Origin of the sequence: Aquimarina mytili, from assembly GCF_016735115.1 — a bacterium.
Lineage (GTDB): Bacteria > Bacteroidota > Bacteroidia > Flavobacteriales > Flavobacteriaceae > Aquimarina > Aquimarina mytili.
This window is the reverse complement of record NZ_JAERQJ010000004.1, coordinates 148,057-170,701: the sequence shown is the minus strand read 5'-3', so window position 1 is coordinate 170,701 and position 22,645 is coordinate 148,057. Positions and strand designations below refer to the sequence as shown.

Here is a 22,645-nt window from a genome sequence, read left to right as displayed (position 1 = left end):
GCAGTGATTAACCAAAGTGAAAAAGAGTTTAATGAAATCGTATATGAGATCCCAGTTGGCGCCTATCTAGAAAAAGAGTTATTTGAAGCACCCGAAATAGACAATGCTATTGTAATCTTACCACAAAATTACAATAACACTGTAGATCGCACCATATTAGAGGGAGAAAACAGTGAAGATTTTGAAGTACAATTAATGATTACCTATGCCATATATGATGAAAATGAATAAGTACTTTATAGTTTTATTGGTTCTTTTACATCCTTTTGCTTTATTTTCTCAAACCAATAACCTCACGGGATCTCCATATTCCTTATTTGGGCTTGGAGTACAATCAAACTCAAACATTGGAAAAAACAGTGGAATAGGAAATGGAGGGATTGCCCTCGAAACTAATAATCAAATTAACAACTACAACCCGGCTTCTTTTTCTGCAATTCCTGATAAAACTTTCTTATTAGATATTGGTTTTTTAGGAGAATTAAGCAAAATATCAAATACCGATAATGATGAACTTCGATTGGTGGCTAATTTTTCAAATTTAGCATTTGCATTTAGTGTAAATAACAGATCTGGATTAGGGGTGTCCATTGTTCCTTTTACTGACGTTGGTTACTCGCTGATTGGTATAAAAAGTAATGTTGAAGGATCGCAAGATCAATTTACTAGCAATATACTTGGGTCAGGCGGTTTAAGCGACTTAAGATTGAATTACGGATATCAATTATACGATAACTTTAGTGTAGGTCTTAGAACTTCATTTTTATTTGGATCGATTAACGAAACTGAAAACATCCGGATCGGAGATGCGTTTTTAAATATTGATGAAGAAAACTACTATAATGGTTTTCGATTTGGGCTTGGATTTCAATACAAAATCAATCCTAAATATTCACTTGGTTTCACCATAGATCTGCCAACATCATTAAACAGTTCTCAAGATCGATTAGTCGATAAAAGCTTGGATTTTATCAACACCGAAGTTGAAGATCAAAAAGGTCTCAATATTCCTGATTTTAAACTTCCACTAGAAATTGGTTTTGGGCTCGCTTCTAAACCTTTTAAAGGGATCACATTAAGTGCGGACTACAAGACAAATTTATGGAGTTTTACAGATCAAAGAGATGATATCGGCAAATTTGTAAATCAATCAATAATTAGTATTGGAGCTCAATACAGAGCAAGAGAGAGAGGACTAAAGTATTGGCAAAATATAGAGTTTAGAGCTGGGATCAATTACGATTCCGGATACCTAGAGGTAAACAATGAAGTTATCGATAACTATAGTTTTACAGCTGGACTGGGGCTTCCTATAAATCGAAAAGGCACATCAACCCTTAATATATCTTTTGCCACTGGTCAAAAAGGAGCAGTAGAAGGTATTTTAATACAAGAAAAATTTAATTTAATCAATGTTAACCTTAGTCTAAAAGATATCTGGTTCAAAAAATTGAAATTTAATTAAAGGTTTAAAAATAAGACATTATACATATCAATTTCATTATAAAATGAACGCGTCCTTAAGTAATTAGAAGTCTCTCCATATTTATCATATCGAAGAGAACAAAACCATATACTAGATGCATTATTTTGAACTTAAATTTCCCTTATAAAATTCAGAGAATTGTGAAACCGATTCTATCAAATCTCAATCATTTTAACATAAATTACTGATATTTTAACAAAATTTCAAAAAGTAACTGATTTCTTTTACCTAGTTTTGTTTAACAATTCTGAGATAAAAGTGAACAATATACAACAAACTTTTAGTATTAAAGACCTTGAAAATCTTTGTGGCGTTAAAGCTCACACGATTAGAATATGGGAAAAAAGGTATAATTTACTTTCGCCTGATCGCACAGAAACCAATATAAGAACATACAACTTAAAAAGTTTACAGAAACTTCTCAATGTTACGTATTTAGTAAATAGTGGTTACAAAATATCAAGAATTTCTAAGCTTAATGAAGAAGAAATCAATGAATATGTAAGAAGTATAGTTTCAGATAATAGCACTAAGAATCAAGCTATAAACTCTTTTAAAATTTCTATGCTCAATTATGACCTTGAACTGTTCTTGGGCACCTATGAGCAATTAGAAAAGAAAAGGAATTTTAGACAAATATTTATAGATGTTTTTATTCCTCTATTGAAAGAAATAGGGTTATTGTGGCAAACGGATACTATTAATCCATCTCATGAGCATTTTATTACTAATCTTATAAAGCAGAAATTACTTCTTAACATAGAAAAGTTACAATACTCTAATCCCACAAAAAAAGACAGGGCATTTATACTGTTTCTTCCCGAAAATGAAATCCACGAATTAGGTTTGTTATATGTCAATTATGAGATTTTATTACATGGATACAAGGCCATTTATTTAGGACCTAGCATACCTTTGGATAGTTTACCAAATATGCTTTCTTTTCATGAAAATACTGTATTTGTTTCTTATTTCACGATTAGACCCGAAAAGGATCACATCTCGAAATATGTAGAAGATTTTAATAGTACCGTATGCAATGATCGCATGAATGAGTTATGGATGCTCGGTAAACAAATTATGCATATTTCTGAAAGTAGCGCAAGCAATCATCGCTACTTCAACTCTATAAGTTCTTTGTTATCTGAACTTTAACCCCAAAAACAACATGTCAAAAAAAATATCAATTATAGGTTCTGGCTTTTCTTCACTTTCAGCCTCTTGTTATCTTGCTCAGCTGGGATATGATGTGACTATATATGAAAAAAATGCTACCATTGGTGGTCGTGCCAGACAATTAAAAAAAGATGGGTTTACATTCGACATCGGCCCTTCATGGTATTGGATGCCGGATGTGTTCGAAAGTTTCTTCAATGACTTTGACAAAACGGTTTCTGAATATTATACTCTGGATAAACTGAACCCTGCATATAAAGTTTTTTTCAAAAACCATGAGAGTATCACTATCGAAGATACTTTGGACAAAATATATAAGGCTTTTGAATCTGAAGAGCCAGGAAGCTCAGATAAATTGAAAAAATTCATTTCTACAGCTCAAAACAATTATCAAATAGCAATAAAAAATTTGGTGTACAGACCAGGCGTATCGCCATTAGAATTAGTAACCAAAGAGACCATACAGCGTTTGGGTCAATTTTTTAGCACCATTTCAAAAGAAGTTCGTAAAGAATTCAAAAACGAAAAACTAATCCAAATACTAGAGTTCCCTGTACTATTTTTAGGTGCTAAACCAAGTAACACTCCCGCATTTTACAGTTTTATGAATTATGCCGATTTTGGCTTAGGAACCTGGCACCCAAAAGGAGGAATGTATCAAGTAATACTGGGTATGGAAAAGTTAGCTCAATCCTTGGGGATAAAAATTCAAACGAATGCTACAGTAGAAAAAATAATAGTAAAAAAACATAAAACTACGGGTATACAAGTAAATTCTAATGAAATTGAATCTGATATAGTCTTATGCGGAGCCGATTATCATCATGGAGAAACATTATTAGATCCGGAACATCGCCAATATTCAGAAAAGTATTGGGATAGTAGAACTTTTGCCCCTTCTTCTTTGCTTTTTTATGTTGGATTTGATAAAAAACTGAAGAACATACATCATCATAATTTATTTTTTGATACAGATTTTGATGCTCATGCAGTAGATATTTACGATCAACCAAAATGGCCAGAAAAGCCTCTTTTTTATGCTAATTTCACTTCATTAAGCGATCCAGGTACAGCTCCTACAGGGCAAGAAAATGGTTTTTTTCTTATTCCGTTGGCTCCAGGGTTAGAAGATAACAATGAACTAAGAGAAGCATATTTTGACAAAATAATTACTCGTTTTGAGGATCTTACAAATCAAAATGTTAAAAATAATATTATCTTTAAAGAAAGCTTTTGTGTAAAAGATTTTGTAAAAGAATACAACTCTTACAAAGGAAATGCCTACGGAATGGCAAATACATTATTACAAACTGCTTTTTTAAGACCTAAGCTTAAAAGTAAAAAAGTAAAAAACTTATTTTTTACGGGCCAACTTACCGTTCCTGGTCCTGGTGTACCACCCTCTTTGATTTCAGGAAAACTAGTAGCCGGACTAATAGAAGCTCAATATAAAGAAACTAAAGAATTAAAACTCATAACAACCTGATAAACCAACACAATAGATTCTTAAACCCAACTCATATGAAAGTTATTTTTGATACAGTATCGTATAATTGTAGTAAAATTGTTACTAACTCTTATAGCACATCATTTTCATTAGCATCAAAAATGTTGTCTAATTCTATACGACAAGATATTTATAACATCTATGGTTTTGTGCGATTTGCAGATGAAATTGTAGATACCTTTCATGATTACAATAAAGAAGTGCTCTTTAATGATTTTGAAGCTGAAATGTATAAAGCTATTGAAAATAGAATCAGTCTAAACCCTATATTAAATTCTTTTCAGCAAACCGTACATGAATATAATATTCAACCCGAGTTATATGAAGCTTTTATGAAAAGTATGCGTTTGGATCTTCATAAAACCAAGTATTTAACAGATCAGGAATACAAAGAATATATTTATGGATCGGCAGATGTGGTAGGTTTAATGTGTTTAAAAGTTTTTGTCAATGGGGATGAGGAGAAATACAATGAATTAAAAGAAAGTGCAATGCATTTGGGTTCTGCATTTCAAAAAGTAAACTTTTTAAGAGATCTCAAAGCAGATTATGAAGATCTGGATAGAACCTATTTCCCTAATACTGATTTAAAACAGTTGGATGAAGCTTCAAAACTTAGAATTATAAAGGAGATTGAAGAAGATTTTGAGAAAGGTCTAGTTGGTATACACAAACTTCCTGTTGAGGCCAAATTTGGAGTGTATACTGCGTTTATTTATTATAAAAAGTTGCTTAAAAAGCTTAAAAAAACACCTTCATTAGAAATAAAAAACACTCGTATTAGAGTACCAAACTATCAAAAATTTGGTTTATTAGCTAAATCTTATTTTGATTATAGATTAAATCTAATTTAACTGTATTTTTGTATAAAATTTTACTTGTGAAAATCTTCATCCAAATATTAGTGTTTTTTACAGCCTTCTCTATTATGGAGTTTATGGCATGGTTTACTCATAAATACGTAATGCACGGATTTTTATGGTCTTTACATAAAGATCATCATCATAAGGATCATGGTAGTTGGTGGGAGCGCAATGATTTTTTCTTTGTCTTCTATGCTGTAGTGAGTATGTCATGTATACTTTTTCATGATTCTGAGACTTTTTGGGTGGGCCGAGCAATAGGTTTAGGGATTTTAGCCTACGGTATTGCCTATTTTATAGTGCATGATATTTTTATTCATCAGCGTTTTAAGTTATTTAGAAATGCGAATAACTGGTATGCTAAAGGTGTAAGGCGAGCACACAAAATACATCATAAAAATATTGGGAAGGAAAAAGGAGAATGTTTTGGGATGCTCGTAGTACCTTTTAAATATTTTAAAAAATAAAATCTAGGCTTTATTCTGCTAATAATTTATCCAATGTTTCTCTTACTTTGGCAGTATTCCAATCGGCTGCACCTACTTTATGAATTATTATATTTCCTTTCTTATCTAACACATAAGTACCTGGAATAGGTTTATGAGTAAAAGGTTTTGGATGCTTTGACAATGATCGATAAATCGGATAATAATAACTTTTATCTTTCATAAACTTATTTAGCTCCGGATCATCATCTTCAGTTAGAAATACAAAAACTACTTTATCCTTATAGTCATTATATAACTTCTGTAATGAAGGCATCTCTGCGATACATGGGGGGCACCACGTAGCCCAATAATTTAGCAGAACCACTTTACCCTTGGCAGTATCAAAGTTCATCGATTCTGTATTTACACCATGTAGTTTCCAATCATACGATTCTACTTGTACTCTTTCTTCAACTGCTACTAAACCAGGGCTAAAAGAAAATATTCGAGTTAAAAAAATCTGCATCATTCCTCTAGTGTTAGGAATGAAAAACAGCACAAGTATGATAACAAAAATTAAATTTGATATTTTTTTCTTATTGAATTTCATTGGTTAAAAATTTGAATTCTCAAAATCATAACAAATCTATGAATTAATAAAGCGCAATCATTGATTGCGCTTTAAAAACTAACAAAATAAACTTAGAACTATCTCGACACACTTCCAGCTGGAAAGGCATCTGTTTTCAGTTCAAAATCATAACTCGCTGGTGCAGTATCCATTCCAGCGGTACCAATTAAAGGTTTTAACACAAAGGGTGCTGGAGAATCGTCTGGATCTGGTTCTACAGAAATCACGACCATTCTGTTTCTAACATCTAAAGGAAAAGTAACTCCTTCTGGTGCATTTCTAAAGAAATCTTCACCAGGTAATGGAGGGCCATCAAAAACAGTTTCACTAAAACCATTAGGATCGCCTGCGTTATCATCTCTCATATCAAAGGAAGTAAATGTACCTGTAGAAATGGGCCCGTTATCCGTTACTACCCATCCTTCGTATTTCCATCCTGTAAGTTCAGGAAGTGTTAAGTTAGGTGATGGAGGCATTCCTGGAGTACCAAACCATAGACCATATTGATCGTTACCATTATTCATAGCTCCACCAGGTACATCCTCGTCTGTTGGTGCTCTTAAGAAGAAAGTTCCTGCCGCATTAGCAAAATCTCCTACAGGTCCTAATCCTACAGTTGCTGTATTTCCTGTTCCAAATTCACCTCTAAGTAATTTTGTTTCTGCAGGCATTAATGCCGCATCTCCTGTTTCGCCTACCGGTTCTATGGTAAGTACAAATGCCGTTGCAGCCTCTAAGGTCGTTCTATCTACAGAAAATGTTTGAGGAAACGCTACACTTGTAAAAGTACCGGTACTAACAGGAAGATCTTGATTAGGTACTATAACCCAACCTTCGTATACAAAATCACTTCCTAGAGCTTCAAGTCCAGTAAGGTTTAAAGTTAAGTTTGATACATTAGTAACTACAGAATCATCATCATCACTACAAGAGACAGCAATAAGCCCTATTGCCATTACTCCTATAATTAGTCTTTTTAACATTGCTTTTATTTTTATGATTATTATGTCATAAAAGTATTTACATCCAACTTTTTAAAATGTTAGATGGCTAACACTAAGCAACATTTTTCAATCGAATCTCTTTTCTATTAAAATCAATAATATTAGACTCCTTTAATTCATTGAGGATAATATTCAAAGTAGGCCTAGAAGTTCCTATTAAACTAGCTATATCTTTTTGCGTATAAGGGTGCTCGATTACCATATCACCTGTATCAGGGCAGCAATGACCATAATCTTCTTTAAGTTCATTTAAAAATTCTAACAATCTTGTTTTAGCATCTTTGAATAAAAGAAGTTGAAGTCTTCTTTCTAAACGTCTAAAACGCAAGCCAATAAACTTGTATATCCTAAGACTAAAAGATTGATTATCTCTCATAAGCCCGTGCATGGTTTCTACTCCAATAGGACAAATAGACGTCGTATTATCTACAGATTGCGCAAATTCGGTTCTTTTATTTTCCCCTAAAATTGCTTTTTCTCCAAAAATCTCACCTCTGGTCAATATTGCCTTTATAATTTCATGACCATCTTCTGCGTAGTATCCAATTTTTACTTTTCCTTTTTCTATAAGGTAAACTTTATTAGCAGAATCTTCTTCGAAATAAATGTAGTCGTTTTTTCTGTACGCGTCAAAATCGTGATCTTTTTTATATCTTTTAAATTTATGAGGGCATAATACTTTAAAGAGATTAGCATCCTCAAAAAACCAGATAGCACTCATGATGATTGTGTTTAGACGTTAGCTTACATAATTAGAACGTAAAATACTGCCAAACCTTACAGCAAATTGCACAAAAAAACTCCCTAAGAAAAAACTTAGGGAGTTTTATATCTTTAGAATTTAAAATCTAGGCATTCTGTTTCTTGATTAGATTTAATGCAGACCCTTCTTTAAACCATTCTATTTGAGAATCATTATAAGTATGATTCAACATAATAGTATCTTTTGCTCCATCTGCATGCACAACTTCTAGGGTAAGCTGCTTATTAGGTGCAAATTGATCCAGATCTGTGAAGTTAAACGTATCGTCTTCTTGTATTAGATCATAGTCATTTTCGTTTGCAAAAGTCAACCCTAACATACCTTGTTTTTTAAGGTTAGTTTCATGAATACGTGCAAAAGACTTTACTATCACTGCACGAACTCCTAAATGACGTGGCTCCATAGCGGCATGCTCTCTAGACGATCCCTCACCATAATTATGATCTCCAACAACTATAGTTGGAACTCCTGCGGCTTTATATGCTCTTTGCACATTAGGCACGCCATCATACTCGCCATTTAATTGACTTTTTACAAAATTAGTTTTCTTGTTATATGCATTTACTGCACCAATCAAACAGTTATTCGATATATTATCAAGATGTCCTCGATAACGTAACCAAGGTCCGGCCATAGAAATATGATCTGTGGTACACTTACCAAATGCTTTAATTAACAATTTAGCGCCAGTAATGTTTTTACCATCCCAGGGCTCGAATGGTGTTAATAATTCTAAACGTTCAGAATTAGGATCTACCTCAATCTTTACGCCAGATCCATCTTCTACCGGAGCAAGATATCCTGCATCTTCAACTTCAAAACCTTTAGGTGGTAATTCCCATCCAGTGGGTTCTTCAAACATTACTTCTTGTCCATCTTCATTGATTAGTTTATCGGTTACCGGGTTAAAATCTAATCGCCCTGCCACTGCAATTGCAGCTGTTAACTCTGGAGAGGCAACAAAAGCATGGGTGTTTGGATTACCATCAGCACGCTTAGCAAAGTTTCTATTGAAAGAATGTACAATGCTATTTTTTGGTGCATTTTTTGGATCACTATATCGCGCCCACTGACCAATACACGGACCACAGGCATTAGTAAATATTTTTGCATCTAATTTTTCAAAAATATCTAACAAACCATCTCTTTCTGCCGTAAAACGTACTTGTTCAGAACCTGGGTTTATCCCTAATTCCGCTTTCATTTTTAATCCTTTATCAATAGCTTGTTGTGCAATTGAAGATGCCCTGGACAAGTCTTCATAAGAAGAGTTTGTACAAGACCCTATCAATCCCCACTCTACGACAATAGGCCAATCATTGGCTTTTGCTTTTTCTGTCATTGTAGTACCAACCTCTGTAGATAAATCTGGAGTAAATGGCCCATTCAATAATGGTCCTAGTTCTGATAAGTTAATATCAATTACTTGATCAAAATATTGCTCAGGATTTGCATACACTTCTGCATCTCCGGTTAGATGTTCTTTTACAGCATTAGCGGCATCTGCAACGTCGGCACGATCTGTAGCTCGTAAATAACGTTCCATAGATTCATCATAACCAAATGTTGATGTAGTAGCACCTATCTCGGCTCCCATATTACAAATTGTACCTTTACCGGTACAAGACATTGCGGTAGCTCCAGGACCAAAGTATTCTACTATAGCTCCCGTTCCACCTTTTACAGTGAGAATTTCTGCTACTTTTAATATCACATCTTTTGGGGCTGTCCAACCAGATAATTTACCTGTTAGCCTTACTCCTATTAATTTAGGAAATTTTAATTCCCATGGCATTCCTGCCATTACATCAACAGCATCAGCTCCACCAACACCAATAGCCACCATTCCTAATCCACCAGCATTTACAGTATGAGAATCTGTTCCAATCATCATACCTCCAGGGAAAGCATAATTTTCTAATACCACCTGATGTATAATTCCTGCACCGGGTTTCCAAAATCCAATTCCGTATTTATTAGATACAGATTCTAAGAAGTTAAACACCTCACTACTCGTATTTAATGCAGACTGTAAATCTTTATCGGCTCCAACTTTTGCCTGAATCAAATGATCACAATGCACTGTGGTAGGGACTGCGACTTTATTTTTTCCAGCTTGCATAAATTGTAGTAGCGCCATTTGTGCTGTCGCATCTTGACACGCTATACGATCGGGAGCAAAATCAACATAATCTTTTCCTCTTACAAATGCCGTATTGGCCTTACCATCCCAAAGATGTGAATACAAAATTTTCTCTGCCAGGGTTAAAGGTTTACCTGTAACCTCACGCGCAGCATTAACACGATTGGCCACTTGACTGTAGACCTTTTTTATCATTTCAATATCGAATGCCATAAGACTTTTATATATTTCGGTTATTATTTTAAGTATTCTAAGATACGAAATATACAATGACTACGAAAACTGAAACACCTCTTATTAAAACCACAAAAAAAGCCCTAGTATTACCAATACTAAGGCTTTTAAAATATTATAATATATCTATAATTATATAACCAACTGTTTTTGAGACGGTTTAAATTTGGTTAGTACAATACCATCAACAGCAGCCTCATACTCTTTCATTGTAGGAGTTCTACCCAGAATTGTAGACAGCACTACAACCGGAGTAGATGATAATAAAGATTCTCCTTTTTTCTCACCTGAATCCTTTACCACTCTTCCCTGGAATAAACGCGTAGAAGTAGCCATTACGGTATCTCCTGGTTCAGCTTTTTCCTGGTTCCCCATACAAAGGTTACATCCAGGACGTTCTAAATACAACATATTTTCATATTTAGTACGCGCTAAACCTTTTGGTGCATTATCATCAAACTCAAATCCTGAATACTTTTGTAAAACTTCCCAATCTCCTTCAGCTTTTAATTCATCAACGATATTGTATGTAGGAGGGGCAACAACCAGAGGTGCATTAAACTCAACTTTGCCTTGTTGTGCTTCGATGTTCTTTAACATTTGAGCTAAAATTTTCATATCTCCTTTGTGAACCATACAAGATCCTACAAATCCTAAATCTACTTTTTTAGTTCCTCCATAATACGATAATGGTCTAATCGTATCATGTGTATAGCGTTTAGAAACATCTTCATTGTTTACGTCTGGATCTGCAATCATTGGCTCAGCAATCTCATCTAAATCAATAACTACTTCAGCATAGTATTTAGCATCAGCATCAGGTTTTAAAGCTGGTTTAATACCTGTCTTTACTTCTTGAATTCTAGCATTTGCTTTGTCTACTAAACCTTGAAGCATTTGCTTTTCGTTATCCATTCCTTTTTCAATCATGATCTGGATACGGTCTCTAGCGATTTCCAAAGATTCGATTAAGGTTTCATCTTCTGAAATACAGATCGAAGCCTTTGCTTTCATCTCTGCAGTCCAATCTGTAAATGTAAAAGCTTGATCAGAAGTCAACGTACCGATATGAACTTCTATGATTCTTCCCTGGAATACATTTTCGCCACCAAATTGCTTTAACATTTGTTGCTGTGTTGCATGAACTACATCACGGAAATCCATGTAACTTTTCATATCGCCTTTAAAAGTTACTTTTACAGATTGTGGAATAGGCATTGTAGCCTCACCTGTAGCTAAAGCCAAGGCCACTGTTCCTGAATCAGCTCCAAACGCAACCCCTTTTGACATACGCGTGTGAGAATCCCCGCCGATAATGATAGCCCAATCATCGATTGTAATATCATTTAGCACTTTGTGGATTACATCGGTCATTGCATGATATACTCCTTTAGGATCACGAGCCGTAATCAATCCAAAATCGTTCATAAACCTCATTAGCCTAGGAATGTTAGCCTTTGACTTATCATCCCAAACAGAAGCCGTATGACATCCAGATTGGTATCCAGCGTCAACTATTGGAGAAACAACTGTAGCTGCCATCATTTCTAATTCCTGAGAAGTCATTAATCCTGTAGTATCTTGAGACCCTACTATATTTACCTCAACACGCACATCAGAACCCGCATGTAATGTTTTACCTGGCGTAGTTCCTACCGCATTTTTGTTGAATATTTTTTCTACAGCCGTTAACCCTTGCCCGTCAATAGAAATTTCTTTTGAAGTAGCATATACTTGAGGAACCTCAATTCCTAAAGTTTTTGCAGCAAATGTTTGTAATTTTTTACCAAAAACAACCGCATAAGAACCTCCAGCTTTAATAAACTCCATTTTTTGAGGTGTTAATGCAGCCGAAATATCCTTTAATTCTTTGTCTCCGTTATATAATTTCTTTGTTTTAGTGTTAATCGTAAGCACTGTTCCTGTGTCTACAGAATACTCTTGCTTTAAAATTGGTTCGCCATCTTCATCCACAATTGTATTTCCTTCAGCATCTTTTTGCTTTACCCAGTTTTTAAGATCAATACCAATACCGCCTGTCACACCAACAGTAGTTAAGAAAATTGGTGAAATCCCATTTGTTCCTGCAATTACAGGAGCTATATTAATAAATGGAACATATGGACTTGATTTAACACCTGTCCATAATGCCACATTGTTTACACCAGACATTCTTGAAGAACCAACTCCCATAGTTCCTTTTTCGGCAATTAACATTACCCTTTTATTCGGATGTTTTTCTTGCAACGCCAACAATTCATTTTGCATGTCTTTGTTATGCTCAAAAATACACTGGCCGTGTAATTCACGATCCGATCTTGAGTGCGCATCACCACCTGGAGAAAGTAAATCTGTTGAGATATCACCTACACCGGCAATGTAAGTTACGACTTGAATTTCTTCATCAACCTCTGGTAGTTTAGTGAAAAACTCAGCTTTAGCGTAGCTTTCAATAATATCTTTAGCTATAGCACTTCCTGCTTTATAGGCTTGTTCTAAACGTTCGGTATCTACCTCATACAGAAAAACTTGAGTTTTTAAAACCTTAGCCGCTTCTTGGGAAATAGTTTCATTATCTCCTAAGGCTAAATCTAATAACACTTCTACTGAAGGACCACCTTTCATATGAGATAATTGCTCAAATGCAAAAGCAGGTGAAATTTCTTCAAGAACAGATTCACCAAGAATGATTTCTTTTAAAAATTTAGCTTTTACACCGGCAGCACTTGTAGTACCGGGTAAAGTGTTATAAATAAAAAAGTTAAGAGAATCTTCTCGATGTGCGTTATCTTTATCTTTAATTTGCGAAATTATTTCGTTTAATAACTCAGCTCCATCAATTGGTTTGGGGTGTAACCCTTGAGATTTTCTTTCTTCGATCTCCTTGATGTAATCATTATAAGTGTTCATATGATATGTAATAGAATTCTTTCAATGTTAAATGTGTACATAACACATCAATTTCTTTTTCTTGTCAACGCTAATCTCAACAATTCTGTTCATGAAATTGTATCATGAAAAGCCTTGCGAAAATACGAATTTTAAAGGATTTTATTAAATGAATAGCCTTAATGCAATCTTTTTACGTTTTTAAAAAAAATAGGGTATCCAATTCTATAAATCCATAAATAACATTTAAGAATTCTACAAAATCTCTAAAAAAATATACAAGAAAATGAAAGGGTAAATTCACGATTTACGAAAACGTTGTAGTATTACAACAAAAAAGCAGAAAAAAAGAGCAAAATTTAACGCAAAAAATAAAAGCGAAGTCAATTTGTGACTTCACTTTTGTGAAAAAATCAATTTTTAGTGATTTTTATGCCTGTCTCTACCCTTTCGCTTTTTCAATTGTTCGTACTTTTCTAGTTGGGATTCTGACAAAGATGCTTTAAACTTCTCTTTTTCTTGTTTAATGGCGTCCCGATGTGTCTTTGACATTTGACGTTGCTCTTCACTAAAGGTAGGAAACAATGCTTTTCTTCTTTCTTTTTTAGTAAGGCTTTGATTAGCCACTATAGATCTTTGTTCTTCAGAGAAGGTTGCCTCCATGGTCTGTTTTTGTGTTTCTCTTAATTGCTTTTGACTTTCAAATTGCGTTTTTTGATCTTCAGAGAGGCTTTCATAAAACTCTTTTCGCAGTTCTTTATTTTTGATACTCTCTTTATCGTCTGATTGAGCCGATAGAGAAAAACTGCAAACCAAAATAGCTAATACTAATTTAATTGTTTTCATAGGTAATTTTTAATTAAGTTCTTAAATGATTTACCTATTAGACCAATGAAATGAGGAAAGGTTTAATTGTCTTAGAAAAGGTTTTTAATAACGTCTTCAACGCTCACTCCTTCCGCTTCGGCTTTGTAGTTTTTAATAATACGATGACGTAAAATCCCCATAGCAACTGCCTGTACATCTTCGATATCTGGAGAAAATTTACCTTGTATTGCTGCATTAGCTTTGGCAGCCAAAATTAGATTTTGAGAAGCTCTTGGCCCAGCCCCCCAATCTATATAATTTTTAACCAATTCGGTAGCAGTACCACCATTAGGTCTGGTTTTACCAACCATCTCCACGGCATATTCAATTACATTATCAGCTACTGGAATTCTTCTAATGAGATGCTGAAAATCAATAATCTCTTGTGCGGTGAATAACGGATTAATTGTTTGAGTAGTATCTCCTGTGGTACTTTTTACAACTTCAACTTCTTCTTGAAAACTAGGATATTTCAGCTCTATAGCGAACATAAACCTATCCAATTGCGCTTCTGGTAATGGATACGTACCTTCTTGTTCTATTGGGTTTTGTGTAGCAAGAACAAAGTATGGCAAATCAAGTTTATAATGATGCCCTGCCACAGTTACTGCTCTTTCCTGCATAGCTTCTAATAACGCAGCCTGTGTTTTTGGTGGAGTACGGTTAATTTCGTCTGCAAGAATAATATTAGAAAACACTGGTCCTTTAATAAATTTAAAATGCCTGGTCTCATCAAGGATTTCACTTCCTAATATATCACTTGGCATTAAATCGGGAGTAAACTGAATACGTTTAAAGTCTAACCCCAATGCTTTTGAGATCGTATTGACCATTAATGTTTTTGCTAATCCCGGAACACCTATCAACAATGCATGACCGCCAGAAAAAATAGAAATTAGTATCTGATCGATAACTTCTTCCTGACCAATAATAACTTTGGAAATTTCTTTTTTGAGTTCGGAATGTTTTTCTACAAGTTTTTTAACAGCTGCTACGTCGTCTGACATATTATTTTTCTTTTTTTAACCAGTTACCGCTATACTCACAGTCTCTGTACTCTCCGTTAATTTTGATATAGGTATCCATTATTTTTTCATTCTGCCATTTCCGAATCGCATCAATCTGTTTTTTTCTTAGTGCTAACTCCTGGATCTTAAGATAATCTTTGGCATAATCGGCTATATGTTCATCATAACGATTAAGCACAGTGATTAATTTGAACTTTTTTCGACCTTGTCGGTCTTGATCTGGAATCACTAAAGAAACTTCATCAGTCTTTAATTTAGATACTTGATCGTACAATATAGGATCAATTTTGGTAAGTTCAAAATGCGTATCTCCTGTTGTAGGATTAATTAATTGCCCTCCATCTTCTTTAGTTTCTTTTTCATCACTAAATTTTCTTGCTGCTTCAGTAAATTTAAGAGAGCCCGATACGATACTGCCACGAATAGAATCTATCTTCTTTTTGGCTTTATCAACACTTTCTCGAGTCACTTCAGGAGTAAGCAATATATGTCTTACATCAATCTCTTCTCCTCTAATCTTATCTACTTTTACAATATGCCATCCAAAATCTGTTTTGAAAGGTTCACTTACTTCACCTTCTTGCAAACTAAAGGCCACATCTTTAAATTCTTTCGCAAAATTTGTTTGACGATCTAATGTATATTTTCCACCTGTAGATTTAGATCCGGGATCTTGAGAATATAAAACAGCTTTGGTTGCAAAACTACTTCCTTTTTCTACTATATCTTCTCTAAATTGCTTTAATCGGTCAACAACTTTTTGTTCTTCTTCTTCAGGAATTTCTGGTTCAATAACGATCTGAGCAAGTTCAACTTCTGTTCCGAAAAGAGGTCTCTCTTTTACAGGTATCTCTTCAAAAAACTCTCTAATTTCTTCTGGAGTAACTTCAATATCACTTATGATTTTGGTTCTCATTTGTTCAGATAAACGATTTGATTTGTTAATATCAAAAAGCTCTTTCTTAAAATCTTCTACGTTATCTTTCTTGTAGAACCTCAATACCTTTTCTATAGTCCCCAACTCATTGGTCATATAGTTTAATTGCTGATCGACCATCGAATTAACTTCGGCATCTCTGACTTCTATACTATCCTGAACGGCATGATGGGCATATAACTTATTTTCAAATAAACTTCCTGCGAGCTCACAACGACTAACATCTGATGCTGACACTCCTTCGCTAATCAATTGCTGATAGGCAATATCTATATCACTGTCCAAAATTACGTGTTCTCCTATTACGGCGGCAACACCGTCGACTTTCATTCTTTGAAATGGCTTGGGAGGTACAACTGTAGTTTTTAAAGAATCGATAGCCGCACTTATGGTATCATTAACTATTATTGAATCCTTTACTTCATCCTCAATAATTTCTTGAGCAAAAAGTTGTGTGCTAAAAGTAAGTATAGCACATACTATTGAAATTTTAATTGTACACTTCAAATTGTTTGTTCTCAACTGCATCTTTTGTGATATCTTTTTCAATTTTTTTTACCAGTTCCAGCTTTCTTTTGTTTAATATAATTTGTCTTATGACAGGTTTAATATATTCTAACGGTGCTTTTTCATTCCGTTTTAAAACATCTTTTATCTTTATCATAAACACTCCGGTAGAATCTCTAAGCTGCATATATTTTCCACCTTTTAATAACTTTGATCTATCCTGTTTCTTTAGAATAGGTATTTTATTTAGTATCTGATCTAGTTTTATCCAAGTAGAATCATTTAAAGAATACGCTATACATTGTTGTTTTTTCCCTTCTAATTCTTCAACATCTTCTACTTTAAAACGATTTAATTGTCGCTGTGTTGCAACTATATCATCATAATCAGGTGGCAAATGTAAGTAACGTAATTTTACTAACTCCTCATTAAGATTAAAATTTTCTAAATTTTGTTCATAATAAGACTCAATATCGGGATCTGTAATCTCCATATTGATAGATTTATTAATCACGGCATTCTTATATGCATTAATATACAATGTGCTTTTATAGTTATTTACTAACTCATCAAACTCTTTGAGTTCTTGTTCTGTAAGGTTACGTTTTGCCTGATCTATAAACAATTGGCGGGTAGCCCATGTATTGATATAATTGTTAACGATATTAGTACTATCAGTTTTTGGTGTACCTTTAGGTATTAAATCTTTAATATCTTCCTTATACAAATAGGTTTCATTTACCCTGGCAATAACTTCTTTATCTATTCGATTTCTAAAGTTTTGGCAAGAAATGACAAATACTGATAAGATTATTAATGTGTAATATTTCATTTATTTAGATAATTCTCTTTTAACTTTCTTTAAAATTTTCTCATTCACATCCACTGTGTACTTGGTCTTAAGTTTACCAAGCCATTTTCTTTCCATATCTTCCTGAAAATCATTGATTACCTCCCCTTTAATCTCTTCAAAAGTTTTAATTCTGGAAGGTAAGATTTCTTTAACCATAATCAAAGTAATATAGTTTTCTTCTTCTGATGTGAAGATCTTTCCTTTTTCTGCTTTAAAACCTTTTGGAAATTTACCTTCTCCTTTTATCATTTCTTCTTCAGAAAAAATGACTAAAACTATATCTCCAGAATTTATTTCTTTTTTTATTTCGTCTACAGACTTTCCTTCTCCAAGTAATTTTTGCACTTTATCAATTATTTCTTGTTTTGAGGAAGAAGCTTTTAATACGGTATACGTTTCATTTTGAGCATATTTGTTCTTTTTAGATTCATAAAACTGTTTAAGTCCGACAGAATCAGTTCTAGAAGCATTCCAAATTTTAGACTCCATCAGATCAAAAAGTAATAATCCATCTCTATACTCTTGTATTACATTTGCATAATCCTGATTATCTTCTTCCAGATGTGTTTTATAATACTCAAGTAAAGTAGCAGATTCAAATTGTTTGTAAGCTTCATCGATAAATAAAGAAACTTCTGTAAAATTCTTTGCTCTGGATTGTTCTTTTTTCAAAAACCGAGCAAAATCACTGTATGTATATTGCTCTTTTTTTATTTGAAATAGTGGTTTTTTAAGATTTTGGTCATCTGCTGGAATTTCCCATTCATTAGTCAGAAATGAATCCGAAATGTTTTTCTTGAAATATTGTATAGCTTCTTCATTTCGAACGACATTATATTTCTCTTTTAACGAGGCTATAAAAGATGTAGTTACCAATTTTGATCTACTATCTTTTTCTACCCTTTTTGTTATTTTTTCTTTCTCTTCTTCGAATGTTTTGACAGGATGTTTTTCTATAAGCTGAATAATATGCCATCCATATTTTGTTTGTAAAGGAGAAGAAATCTCGCCTTTATTTTGCAAGCTAAATGCGGCATTTTCGAATTTTTCAGAATTAAGAGCTCCTTGACCAAAACGTCTTATCTTACCGCCATCTACTGCTGTACTCGGATCATCACTGTATTGTTTAGCCAAAGATCCAAAAGGTGCACCTTGTTTGAGTTGTTGGTTGATTTCTTTAATTCTTTCTTCGGCTTGCACTGCCGATCTGGTATCATTAATAGCGACCATAATATGGGCAACAGTTACTTCTCCTAACATCTTTTCTCTGTTGTTGACCTTAAGTATATGATAACCAAATTGAGTTTTAAAGGGTTTAGAGAGTTCTCCTACTTTAGTAGTATAAGCCGAATTTTCAAAAGGATAAACCATTCTAAAAACAGAAAACCATCCCAATTTTCCATCATTTTTACTTACAGAAGGATCCTGACTATATGTTTTAGCAATAGATTCAAATGAAGCCCCGTCGAGGATTTTATTTCTAGCTTCAGAAATTTTTTGATAGGCCGCCAGAGTATCTTTTGGCGTTGCATTTGGGTTTAAACCAATTAAAATATGACTTGCATTAATTCTCTCCTGTGAACGATCATATGCTTCCTTAATTAATGCTTCAGAAGTTTGGGTATCTGTAAGATAACCTTTTGATAATTGTTTGCTATATCCTTCTAATTCTTTTAGATACGTTTCTTTTTTATCCAACCCCAAAGCTTTGGCTTCCTTAAGCTTTAGCTTATAATTAATAAATAAATCAAGATAGTCATCAACATCTTTTTTAGATTCATCTTTAACTAAATCAATGTTTTTAAGATATACCCTCTTAAATTCTGAAACATATACTGGTGCGTTATCAATAGAGAGTAATACTTCTTTTGATTCTTGTGCTTTGACAAGTGTAAAAAAAATAACCCCTAAAAAAAATAATAAAGATTTTTTGTGCATAATTTTTTCGTGATAAAGTCCCTAAACCGGACAAAAATAACAATATTAAGATGTTTTACAAGTCACTTTTCTAACGAACTAAACAACATATATAGTATTAGCTTTTAAAATTTTCATGATCTATGTATATTGTATATATTTTACAACCTAACAAACAAAAAATCACACAATGGAATATACACTTGATATCGAAATAAAATCACCTAGAAATGAAGTGGTTAAGAAAATGGATAACGAAGAAAATATGAAGCATTGGCAAAAAGGTTTTATTAGTATGGAGCATTTGAGTGGAGAAAAAGGAAAAACCGGAGCCACCTCAAAACTAACCTATAAGATGGGCAAAAGAGAGTTTGAAATGATTGAAACCATTACCATGCTAGACTTACCAGATGCCATACATCTTACTTTTGATGCCAAAAATGTATATAATATTCAAGAAAATTATTTTGAAGAATTACCTAACGGAAACACAAAGTGGATCTCTAAAAATGAATTTAGGTTTAGTGGTTTTATGAAAATAATGGGGTTTCTTATGCCTGGAGCTTTTAAAAAACAATCTCTGGCTTATATGAAAGATTTTAAGGCATTTGCCGAAGAAGGAAAAAGTGTATTAAATCATTAGGCATATATTTTTTGAAGCTTTAAAATCTTTAGCTACTACTTAATATGACGACCTTATAAACAAGGATTACGTACAATATAAATGGAAAGAAAACTAAAATTGATCTGGGATTTTAGAGGGCCGGCTGCCAGCAGAACGGCACAACATCACGAAATTCATCTCAAAGAATACATTACTATAGAAAAATTATCGATTACCATCACAGGGTACCAAGATCTTAATGAAGTCCATAGTATTGCATATATGGTAGTTACAGATTCTGAAATGAAATCGGTTAGAGATGCATTAAAACCTCATCGCGGAGTACTTTATGAAGAATAAATTTTCAAAAAGGCAACTAATGGTATAGATATTGAGTAAGACCTTATATATTTGCAAAAATTTAAAAACCAGTAAATAAAAAAATAAAATGAAAAAGATATTAGTATCATTTTTAGTATTAGTTACAAGCTTACAGTTAAATGCTCAATCTAAAACCGGAACGATCGACACCGAATTTATTCTTGCTAAAATGCCAGAATTAACTAAAGTGCAAGAAGAGTTAAAAGCTTACAATACTAAACTTGAAGGAGAGTTAAAAGTAAAAGTGGATGATTATCAAGCTAAGGTTAAAGAATATCAGGAAAAAGAAGCTTCTTTTTCGGATCCTATGAAAAAAACAAAACAAGAAGAAATCATCACTCTTGAAAACGATATTGCAAAATTTCGCCAAAACGGTTCGCAATTAGTACAAATAGAACAAAATAGACTACTTCAACCATTATATCAAAAAATTGGTAAAATGCTTGAAGAGGTTGCTAAAGCAGAAAAATACACTCAGGTTTTTACAATAACAACGAGTGGTTTAGCCTATGTTGATCCTAATTATGACCTTACAAAAAAGGTGATGACAAAACTAGGTATCAAAATAGAAGAAAGTAAATAACACCATCTATTTGGTTCAAAAAATAACCCCTACGTAATTACGTAGGGGTTATTTTTTTAAAAGGATATCCTAAACGAAATAGGAAAATATATTATCTCCTACTATAATTTGGAGCCTCTTTAGTAATAGTCACATTATGTGGGTGGCTCTCATGAATACCACTAGCAGTAATTTTTACAAAACGTGCCTTTTCTTTTAGTGTTGCTATATCTTTTGCACCACAATATCCCATTCCTGCTCGTAATCCGCCAACAAATTGATGTATACTTTCTATCAAATCTCCTTTATATGCTACTCTTCCTACGATACCCTCGGGTACTAATTTCTTTATATCATCTTCTACATCTTGAAAATACCTATCCTTAGAGCCTTTCTTCATTGCTTCTACAGATCCCATACCTCGATAGCTTTTAAACTTACGACCTTCATAAATAATTGTCTCTCCGGGAGATTCTTTAGTACCAGCCAATAAAGATCCCAGCATCACAGTATCTGCTCCTGCCGCTAGTGCTTTAGGGATATCTCCGGTATATCGAATTCCTCCATCTGCTATTACAGGCACCCCTGTTCCTTTAATTGCATTAGCAACTTCTAAAACTGCAGAAAATTGAGGAAACCCAACACCAGCTACAACACGGGTTGTACATATTGAGCCTGGCCCTATACCCACCTTTACGGCATCAGCCCCAGCTTCTACTAAATATTTTGCAGCATCGGCTGTTGCAATATTACCAACAATAACTTCTAAGGTTGGAAATTTTGTTTTTACTTCTTTTAAAACTGCTACCACGCCTTTGGTATGACCATGTGCAGTATCAATAACAATAGCATCAACACCCGCTCCTACTAAGGCTTCTGCTCGCTCGACAGCATCTCCTGTTACACCAATAGCGGCAGCAACACGAAGACGTCCTAATGTATCCTTATTTGCCATTGGTTTAAGAGTGAGTTTAGTGATATCTCTAAAAGTAATTAATCCTACCAAGGTGTTCTCTTTATCAACAACAGGTAGTTTTTCGATCTTATTATCTTGTAAAATCACTTCTGCTTCTTGTAAAGAGGTTCCTTCTCCTACTGTAACCAAATTAGTACTGGTCATTACTTCAGAGATTGGGCGATCATCATTTTTTTCAAAGCGTAGATCACGGTTCGTTACAATACCAATCAGCTTGTGTTGATCATCTACAATAGGAATACCGCCTATACTATGCTCGCGCATATTATTTTTTGCATCAATAACCTTGGCACTAAGAGGTAGGGTTACAGGATCTATGATCATACCGCTTTCTGCTCGTTTCACTTTACGAACTTTAATCGCCTGCTCTTCGATAGTCATGTTTTTATGCAATACACCTATACCTCCTTCTTGCGCCATGGCAATAGCCATACGGCTTTCTGTAACAGTATCCATCGCGGCTGAAACAATTGGAATGTTAAGTGTAATATTTTTTGTGAATTTAGTCTGTATACTTACCTCTCTAGGTAACACTTCGGAAAAAGCAGGGACTAAAAGAACGTCGTCATAGGTTAAACCTTCTCCAACGATTTTGGACTCATATGCTGTCATGGCAATTAAAATTTAATTGCGTGCAAATATACGCCTTTTTTAAAAAATACTTTAGTGATATGATTTTATTTTGATCTAATAGAGCACTATTAACATTATCAAGTATTATTCGTTTTTAAACTGTAAAAAACTATGGCGAAACCATAAAAAAACAGTGTAAACTCTACTGAATCCTAATTTTTAACAACATTTGTTAATTATTTATTAACAAAACATATAATTTTAACAATATTTTAATATTTATACATTATTTTCATAACCAGTAGCCCCAAACTAC

At 33.7% G+C, this 22,645-nt stretch carries 20 protein-coding genes; 9 read left to right on the top strand and 11 right to left on the bottom strand.

The window, feature by feature from the left end; all coding sequences use genetic code 11:
- Positions 1–3: 3 nt before the first annotated feature.
- The 6 genes from JJQ60_RS11900 (at position 4) to JJQ60_RS11875 (ending at position 5,499) form a co-directional block, all read left to right on the top strand.
- Positions 4–231 (top strand): hypothetical protein, encoded by a 228-nt coding sequence (locus JJQ60_RS11900; RefSeq protein WP_201920012.1) that lies wholly within the window; start codon positions 4–6, stop codon positions 229–231.
- Positions 224–1,465 carry an OmpP1/FadL family transporter gene (locus tag JJQ60_RS11895; protein ID WP_201920010.1) on the top strand — a complete coding sequence of 414 codons (1,242 nt, stop codon included), beginning with the start codon at positions 224–226 and terminating at the stop codon, positions 1,463–1,465. The genes JJQ60_RS11900 and JJQ60_RS11895 overlap by 8 nt, the downstream gene beginning before the upstream one ends.
- A gap of 279 nt (positions 1,466–1,744) precedes the next feature.
- Positions 1,745–2,641: a MerR family transcriptional regulator gene (locus JJQ60_RS11890; RefSeq protein WP_201920008.1), complete on the top strand. Its 897-nt coding sequence runs from the start codon at positions 1,745–1,747 to the stop codon at positions 2,639–2,641.
- A gap of 13 nt (positions 2,642–2,654) precedes the next feature.
- Positions 2,655–4,148 carry a phytoene desaturase family protein gene (locus tag JJQ60_RS11885; protein WP_201920006.1) on the top strand — a complete coding sequence of 498 codons (1,494 nt, stop codon included), beginning with the start codon at positions 2,655–2,657 and terminating at the stop codon, positions 4,146–4,148.
- A gap of 35 nt (positions 4,149–4,183) precedes the next feature.
- Positions 4,184–5,023, top strand: a complete 840-nt coding sequence (locus JJQ60_RS11880) for a phytoene/squalene synthase family protein (protein ID WP_201920004.1) — start codon at positions 4,184–4,186, stop codon at positions 5,021–5,023.
- Between the two features lie 26 nt (positions 5,024–5,049).
- Entirely contained in the window at positions 5,050–5,499 is a 450-nt protein-coding gene (locus JJQ60_RS11875; protein WP_201920002.1) for a sterol desaturase family protein, read from the top strand.
- Positions 5,500–5,509: 10 nt separating this feature from the next.
- Here JJQ60_RS11875 and JJQ60_RS11870 read toward each other — a convergent pair whose 3' ends face one another.
- The 10 genes from JJQ60_RS11870 to JJQ60_RS11825 all read right to left on the bottom strand — a co-directional run bounded on the left by JJQ60_RS11870 (position 5,510) and on the right by JJQ60_RS11825 (position 19,254).
- Positions 5,510–5,989 carry a TlpA family protein disulfide reductase gene (locus JJQ60_RS11870; protein ID WP_201920000.1) on the bottom strand — a complete coding sequence of 160 codons (480 nt, stop codon included), beginning with the start codon at positions 5,987–5,989 and terminating at the stop codon, positions 5,510–5,512.
- A 179-nt stretch (positions 5,990–6,168) separates the two neighbouring features.
- Entirely contained in the window at positions 6,169–7,074 is a 906-nt protein-coding gene (locus JJQ60_RS11865) for an anti-sigma factor (RefSeq protein WP_201919999.1), read from the bottom strand.
- 73 nt (positions 7,075–7,147) lie between these two features.
- Positions 7,148–7,816: a Crp/Fnr family transcriptional regulator gene (locus JJQ60_RS11860; protein WP_201919997.1), complete on the bottom strand. Its 669-nt coding sequence runs from the start codon at positions 7,814–7,816 to the stop codon at positions 7,148–7,150.
- A 127-nt stretch (positions 7,817–7,943) separates the two neighbouring features.
- A complete protein-coding gene (locus JJQ60_RS11855) occupies positions 7,944–10,214 on the bottom strand; it encodes an aconitate hydratase (protein WP_201919995.1) in 2,271 nt (756 codons plus the stop codon).
- Positions 10,215–10,367: 153 nt separating this feature from the next.
- Positions 10,368–13,145 (bottom strand): bifunctional aconitate hydratase 2/2-methylisocitrate dehydratase, encoded by a 2,778-nt coding sequence (locus JJQ60_RS11850; protein ID WP_201919992.1) that lies wholly within the window; start codon positions 13,143–13,145, stop codon positions 10,368–10,370.
- 399 nt (positions 13,146–13,544) lie between these two features.
- The gene (locus JJQ60_RS11845; RefSeq protein WP_201919990.1) at positions 13,545–13,970 is read right to left on the bottom strand and encodes a hypothetical protein; all 426 of its coding nucleotides are present in this window, start codon (positions 13,968–13,970) and stop codon (positions 13,545–13,547) included.
- Between the two features lie 71 nt (positions 13,971–14,041).
- Positions 14,042–14,998 carry an AAA family ATPase gene (locus JJQ60_RS11840; RefSeq protein WP_201919988.1) on the bottom strand — a complete coding sequence of 319 codons (957 nt, stop codon included), beginning with the start codon at positions 14,996–14,998 and terminating at the stop codon, positions 14,042–14,044.
- A gap of 1 nt (position 14,999) precedes the next feature.
- Entirely contained in the window at positions 15,000–16,463 is a 1,464-nt protein-coding gene (locus JJQ60_RS11835; protein ID WP_317194007.1) for a peptidylprolyl isomerase, read from the bottom strand.
- Positions 16,447–17,295 (bottom strand): peptidyl-prolyl cis-trans isomerase, encoded by an 849-nt coding sequence (locus JJQ60_RS11830; RefSeq protein ID WP_201919986.1) that lies wholly within the window; start codon positions 17,293–17,295, stop codon positions 16,447–16,449. Before JJQ60_RS11830 ends, JJQ60_RS11835 begins: the two co-directional genes overlap by 17 nt.
- Positions 17,296–19,254 (bottom strand): peptidylprolyl isomerase, encoded by a 1,959-nt coding sequence (locus JJQ60_RS11825; protein WP_201919984.1) that lies wholly within the window; start codon positions 19,252–19,254, stop codon positions 17,296–17,298.
- A gap of 169 nt (positions 19,255–19,423) precedes the next feature.
- Here JJQ60_RS11825 and JJQ60_RS11820 point away from each other — a divergent pair, with 169 nt between their 5' ends.
- The 3 genes from JJQ60_RS11820 to JJQ60_RS11810 all read left to right on the top strand — a co-directional run bounded on the left by JJQ60_RS11820 (position 19,424) and on the right by JJQ60_RS11810 (position 20,801).
- Positions 19,424–19,876, top strand: coding sequence for an SRPBCC family protein (locus JJQ60_RS11820; RefSeq protein WP_201919981.1), 453 nt, complete (start codon positions 19,424–19,426; stop codon positions 19,874–19,876).
- Positions 19,877–19,957: 81 nt separating this feature from the next.
- Positions 19,958–20,197 (top strand): hypothetical protein, encoded by a 240-nt coding sequence (locus JJQ60_RS11815; protein ID WP_201919980.1) that lies wholly within the window; start codon positions 19,958–19,960, stop codon positions 20,195–20,197.
- A gap of 88 nt (positions 20,198–20,285) precedes the next feature.
- A complete protein-coding gene (locus tag JJQ60_RS11810; RefSeq protein WP_201919978.1) occupies positions 20,286–20,801 on the top strand; it encodes an OmpH family outer membrane protein in 516 nt (171 codons plus the stop codon).
- A 91-nt stretch (positions 20,802–20,892) separates the two neighbouring features.
- On the opposite strand, the gene guaB is transcribed toward JJQ60_RS11810, so the two are convergent.
- Complete coding sequence (gene guaB / locus JJQ60_RS11805) at positions 20,893–22,368, bottom strand: IMP dehydrogenase (RefSeq protein ID WP_201919976.1); 1,476 nt, start codon at positions 22,366–22,368, stop codon at positions 20,893–20,895.
- Positions 22,369–22,645: the final 277 nt, after the last annotated feature.

What these genes read in the sequence shown, in the direction of transcription:
- JJQ60_RS11870 (WP_201920000.1), bottom strand. Translation starts at nt 5,989, where the DNA reads ATGATGCAGATTTTTTTAACTCGAATATTTTCTTTTAGCCCTGGTTTA.
- JJQ60_RS11840 (WP_201919988.1), bottom strand. Translation starts at nt 14,998, where the DNA reads ATGTCAGACGACGTAGCAGCTGTTAAAAAACTTGTAGAAAAACATTCC.
- JJQ60_RS11820 (WP_201919981.1), top strand. Translation starts at nt 19,424, where the DNA reads ATGGAATATACACTTGATATCGAAATAAAATCACCTAGAAATGAAGTG.
- JJQ60_RS11825 (WP_201919984.1), bottom strand. Translation starts at nt 19,254, where the DNA reads ATGCACAAAAAATCTTTATTATTTTTTTTAGGGGTTATTTTTTTTACA.
- JJQ60_RS11830 (WP_201919986.1), bottom strand. Translation starts at nt 17,295, where the DNA reads ATGAAATATTACACATTAATAATCTTATCAGTATTTGTCATTTCTTGC.
- JJQ60_RS11860 (WP_201919997.1), bottom strand. Translation starts at nt 7,816, where the DNA reads ATGAGTGCTATCTGGTTTTTTGAGGATGCTAATCTCTTTAAAGTATTA.
- guaB (WP_201919976.1), bottom strand. Translation starts at nt 22,368, where the DNA reads ATGACAGCATATGAGTCCAAAATCGTTGGAGAAGGTTTAACCTATGAC.
- JJQ60_RS11865 (WP_201919999.1), bottom strand. Translation starts at nt 7,074, where the DNA reads ATGTTAAAAAGACTAATTATAGGAGTAATGGCAATAGGGCTTATTGCT.
- JJQ60_RS11850 (WP_201919992.1), bottom strand. Translation starts at nt 13,145, where the DNA reads ATGAACACTTATAATGATTACATCAAGGAGATCGAAGAAAGAAAATCT.
- JJQ60_RS11855 (WP_201919995.1), bottom strand. Translation starts at nt 10,214, where the DNA reads ATGGCATTCGATATTGAAATGATAAAAAAGGTCTACAGTCAAGTGGCC.
- JJQ60_RS11880 (WP_201920004.1), top strand. Translation starts at nt 4,184, where the DNA reads ATGAAAGTTATTTTTGATACAGTATCGTATAATTGTAGTAAAATTGTT.
- JJQ60_RS11810 (WP_201919978.1), top strand. Translation starts at nt 20,286, where the DNA reads ATGAAAAAGATATTAGTATCATTTTTAGTATTAGTTACAAGCTTACAG.
- JJQ60_RS11845 (WP_201919990.1), bottom strand. Translation starts at nt 13,970, where the DNA reads ATGAAAACAATTAAATTAGTATTAGCTATTTTGGTTTGCAGTTTTTCT.
- JJQ60_RS11895 (WP_201920010.1), top strand. Translation starts at nt 224, where the DNA reads ATGAATAAGTACTTTATAGTTTTATTGGTTCTTTTACATCCTTTTGCT.
- JJQ60_RS11885 (WP_201920006.1), top strand. Translation starts at nt 2,655, where the DNA reads ATGTCAAAAAAAATATCAATTATAGGTTCTGGCTTTTCTTCACTTTCA.
- JJQ60_RS11815 (WP_201919980.1), top strand. Translation starts at nt 19,958, where the DNA reads ATGGAAAGAAAACTAAAATTGATCTGGGATTTTAGAGGGCCGGCTGCC.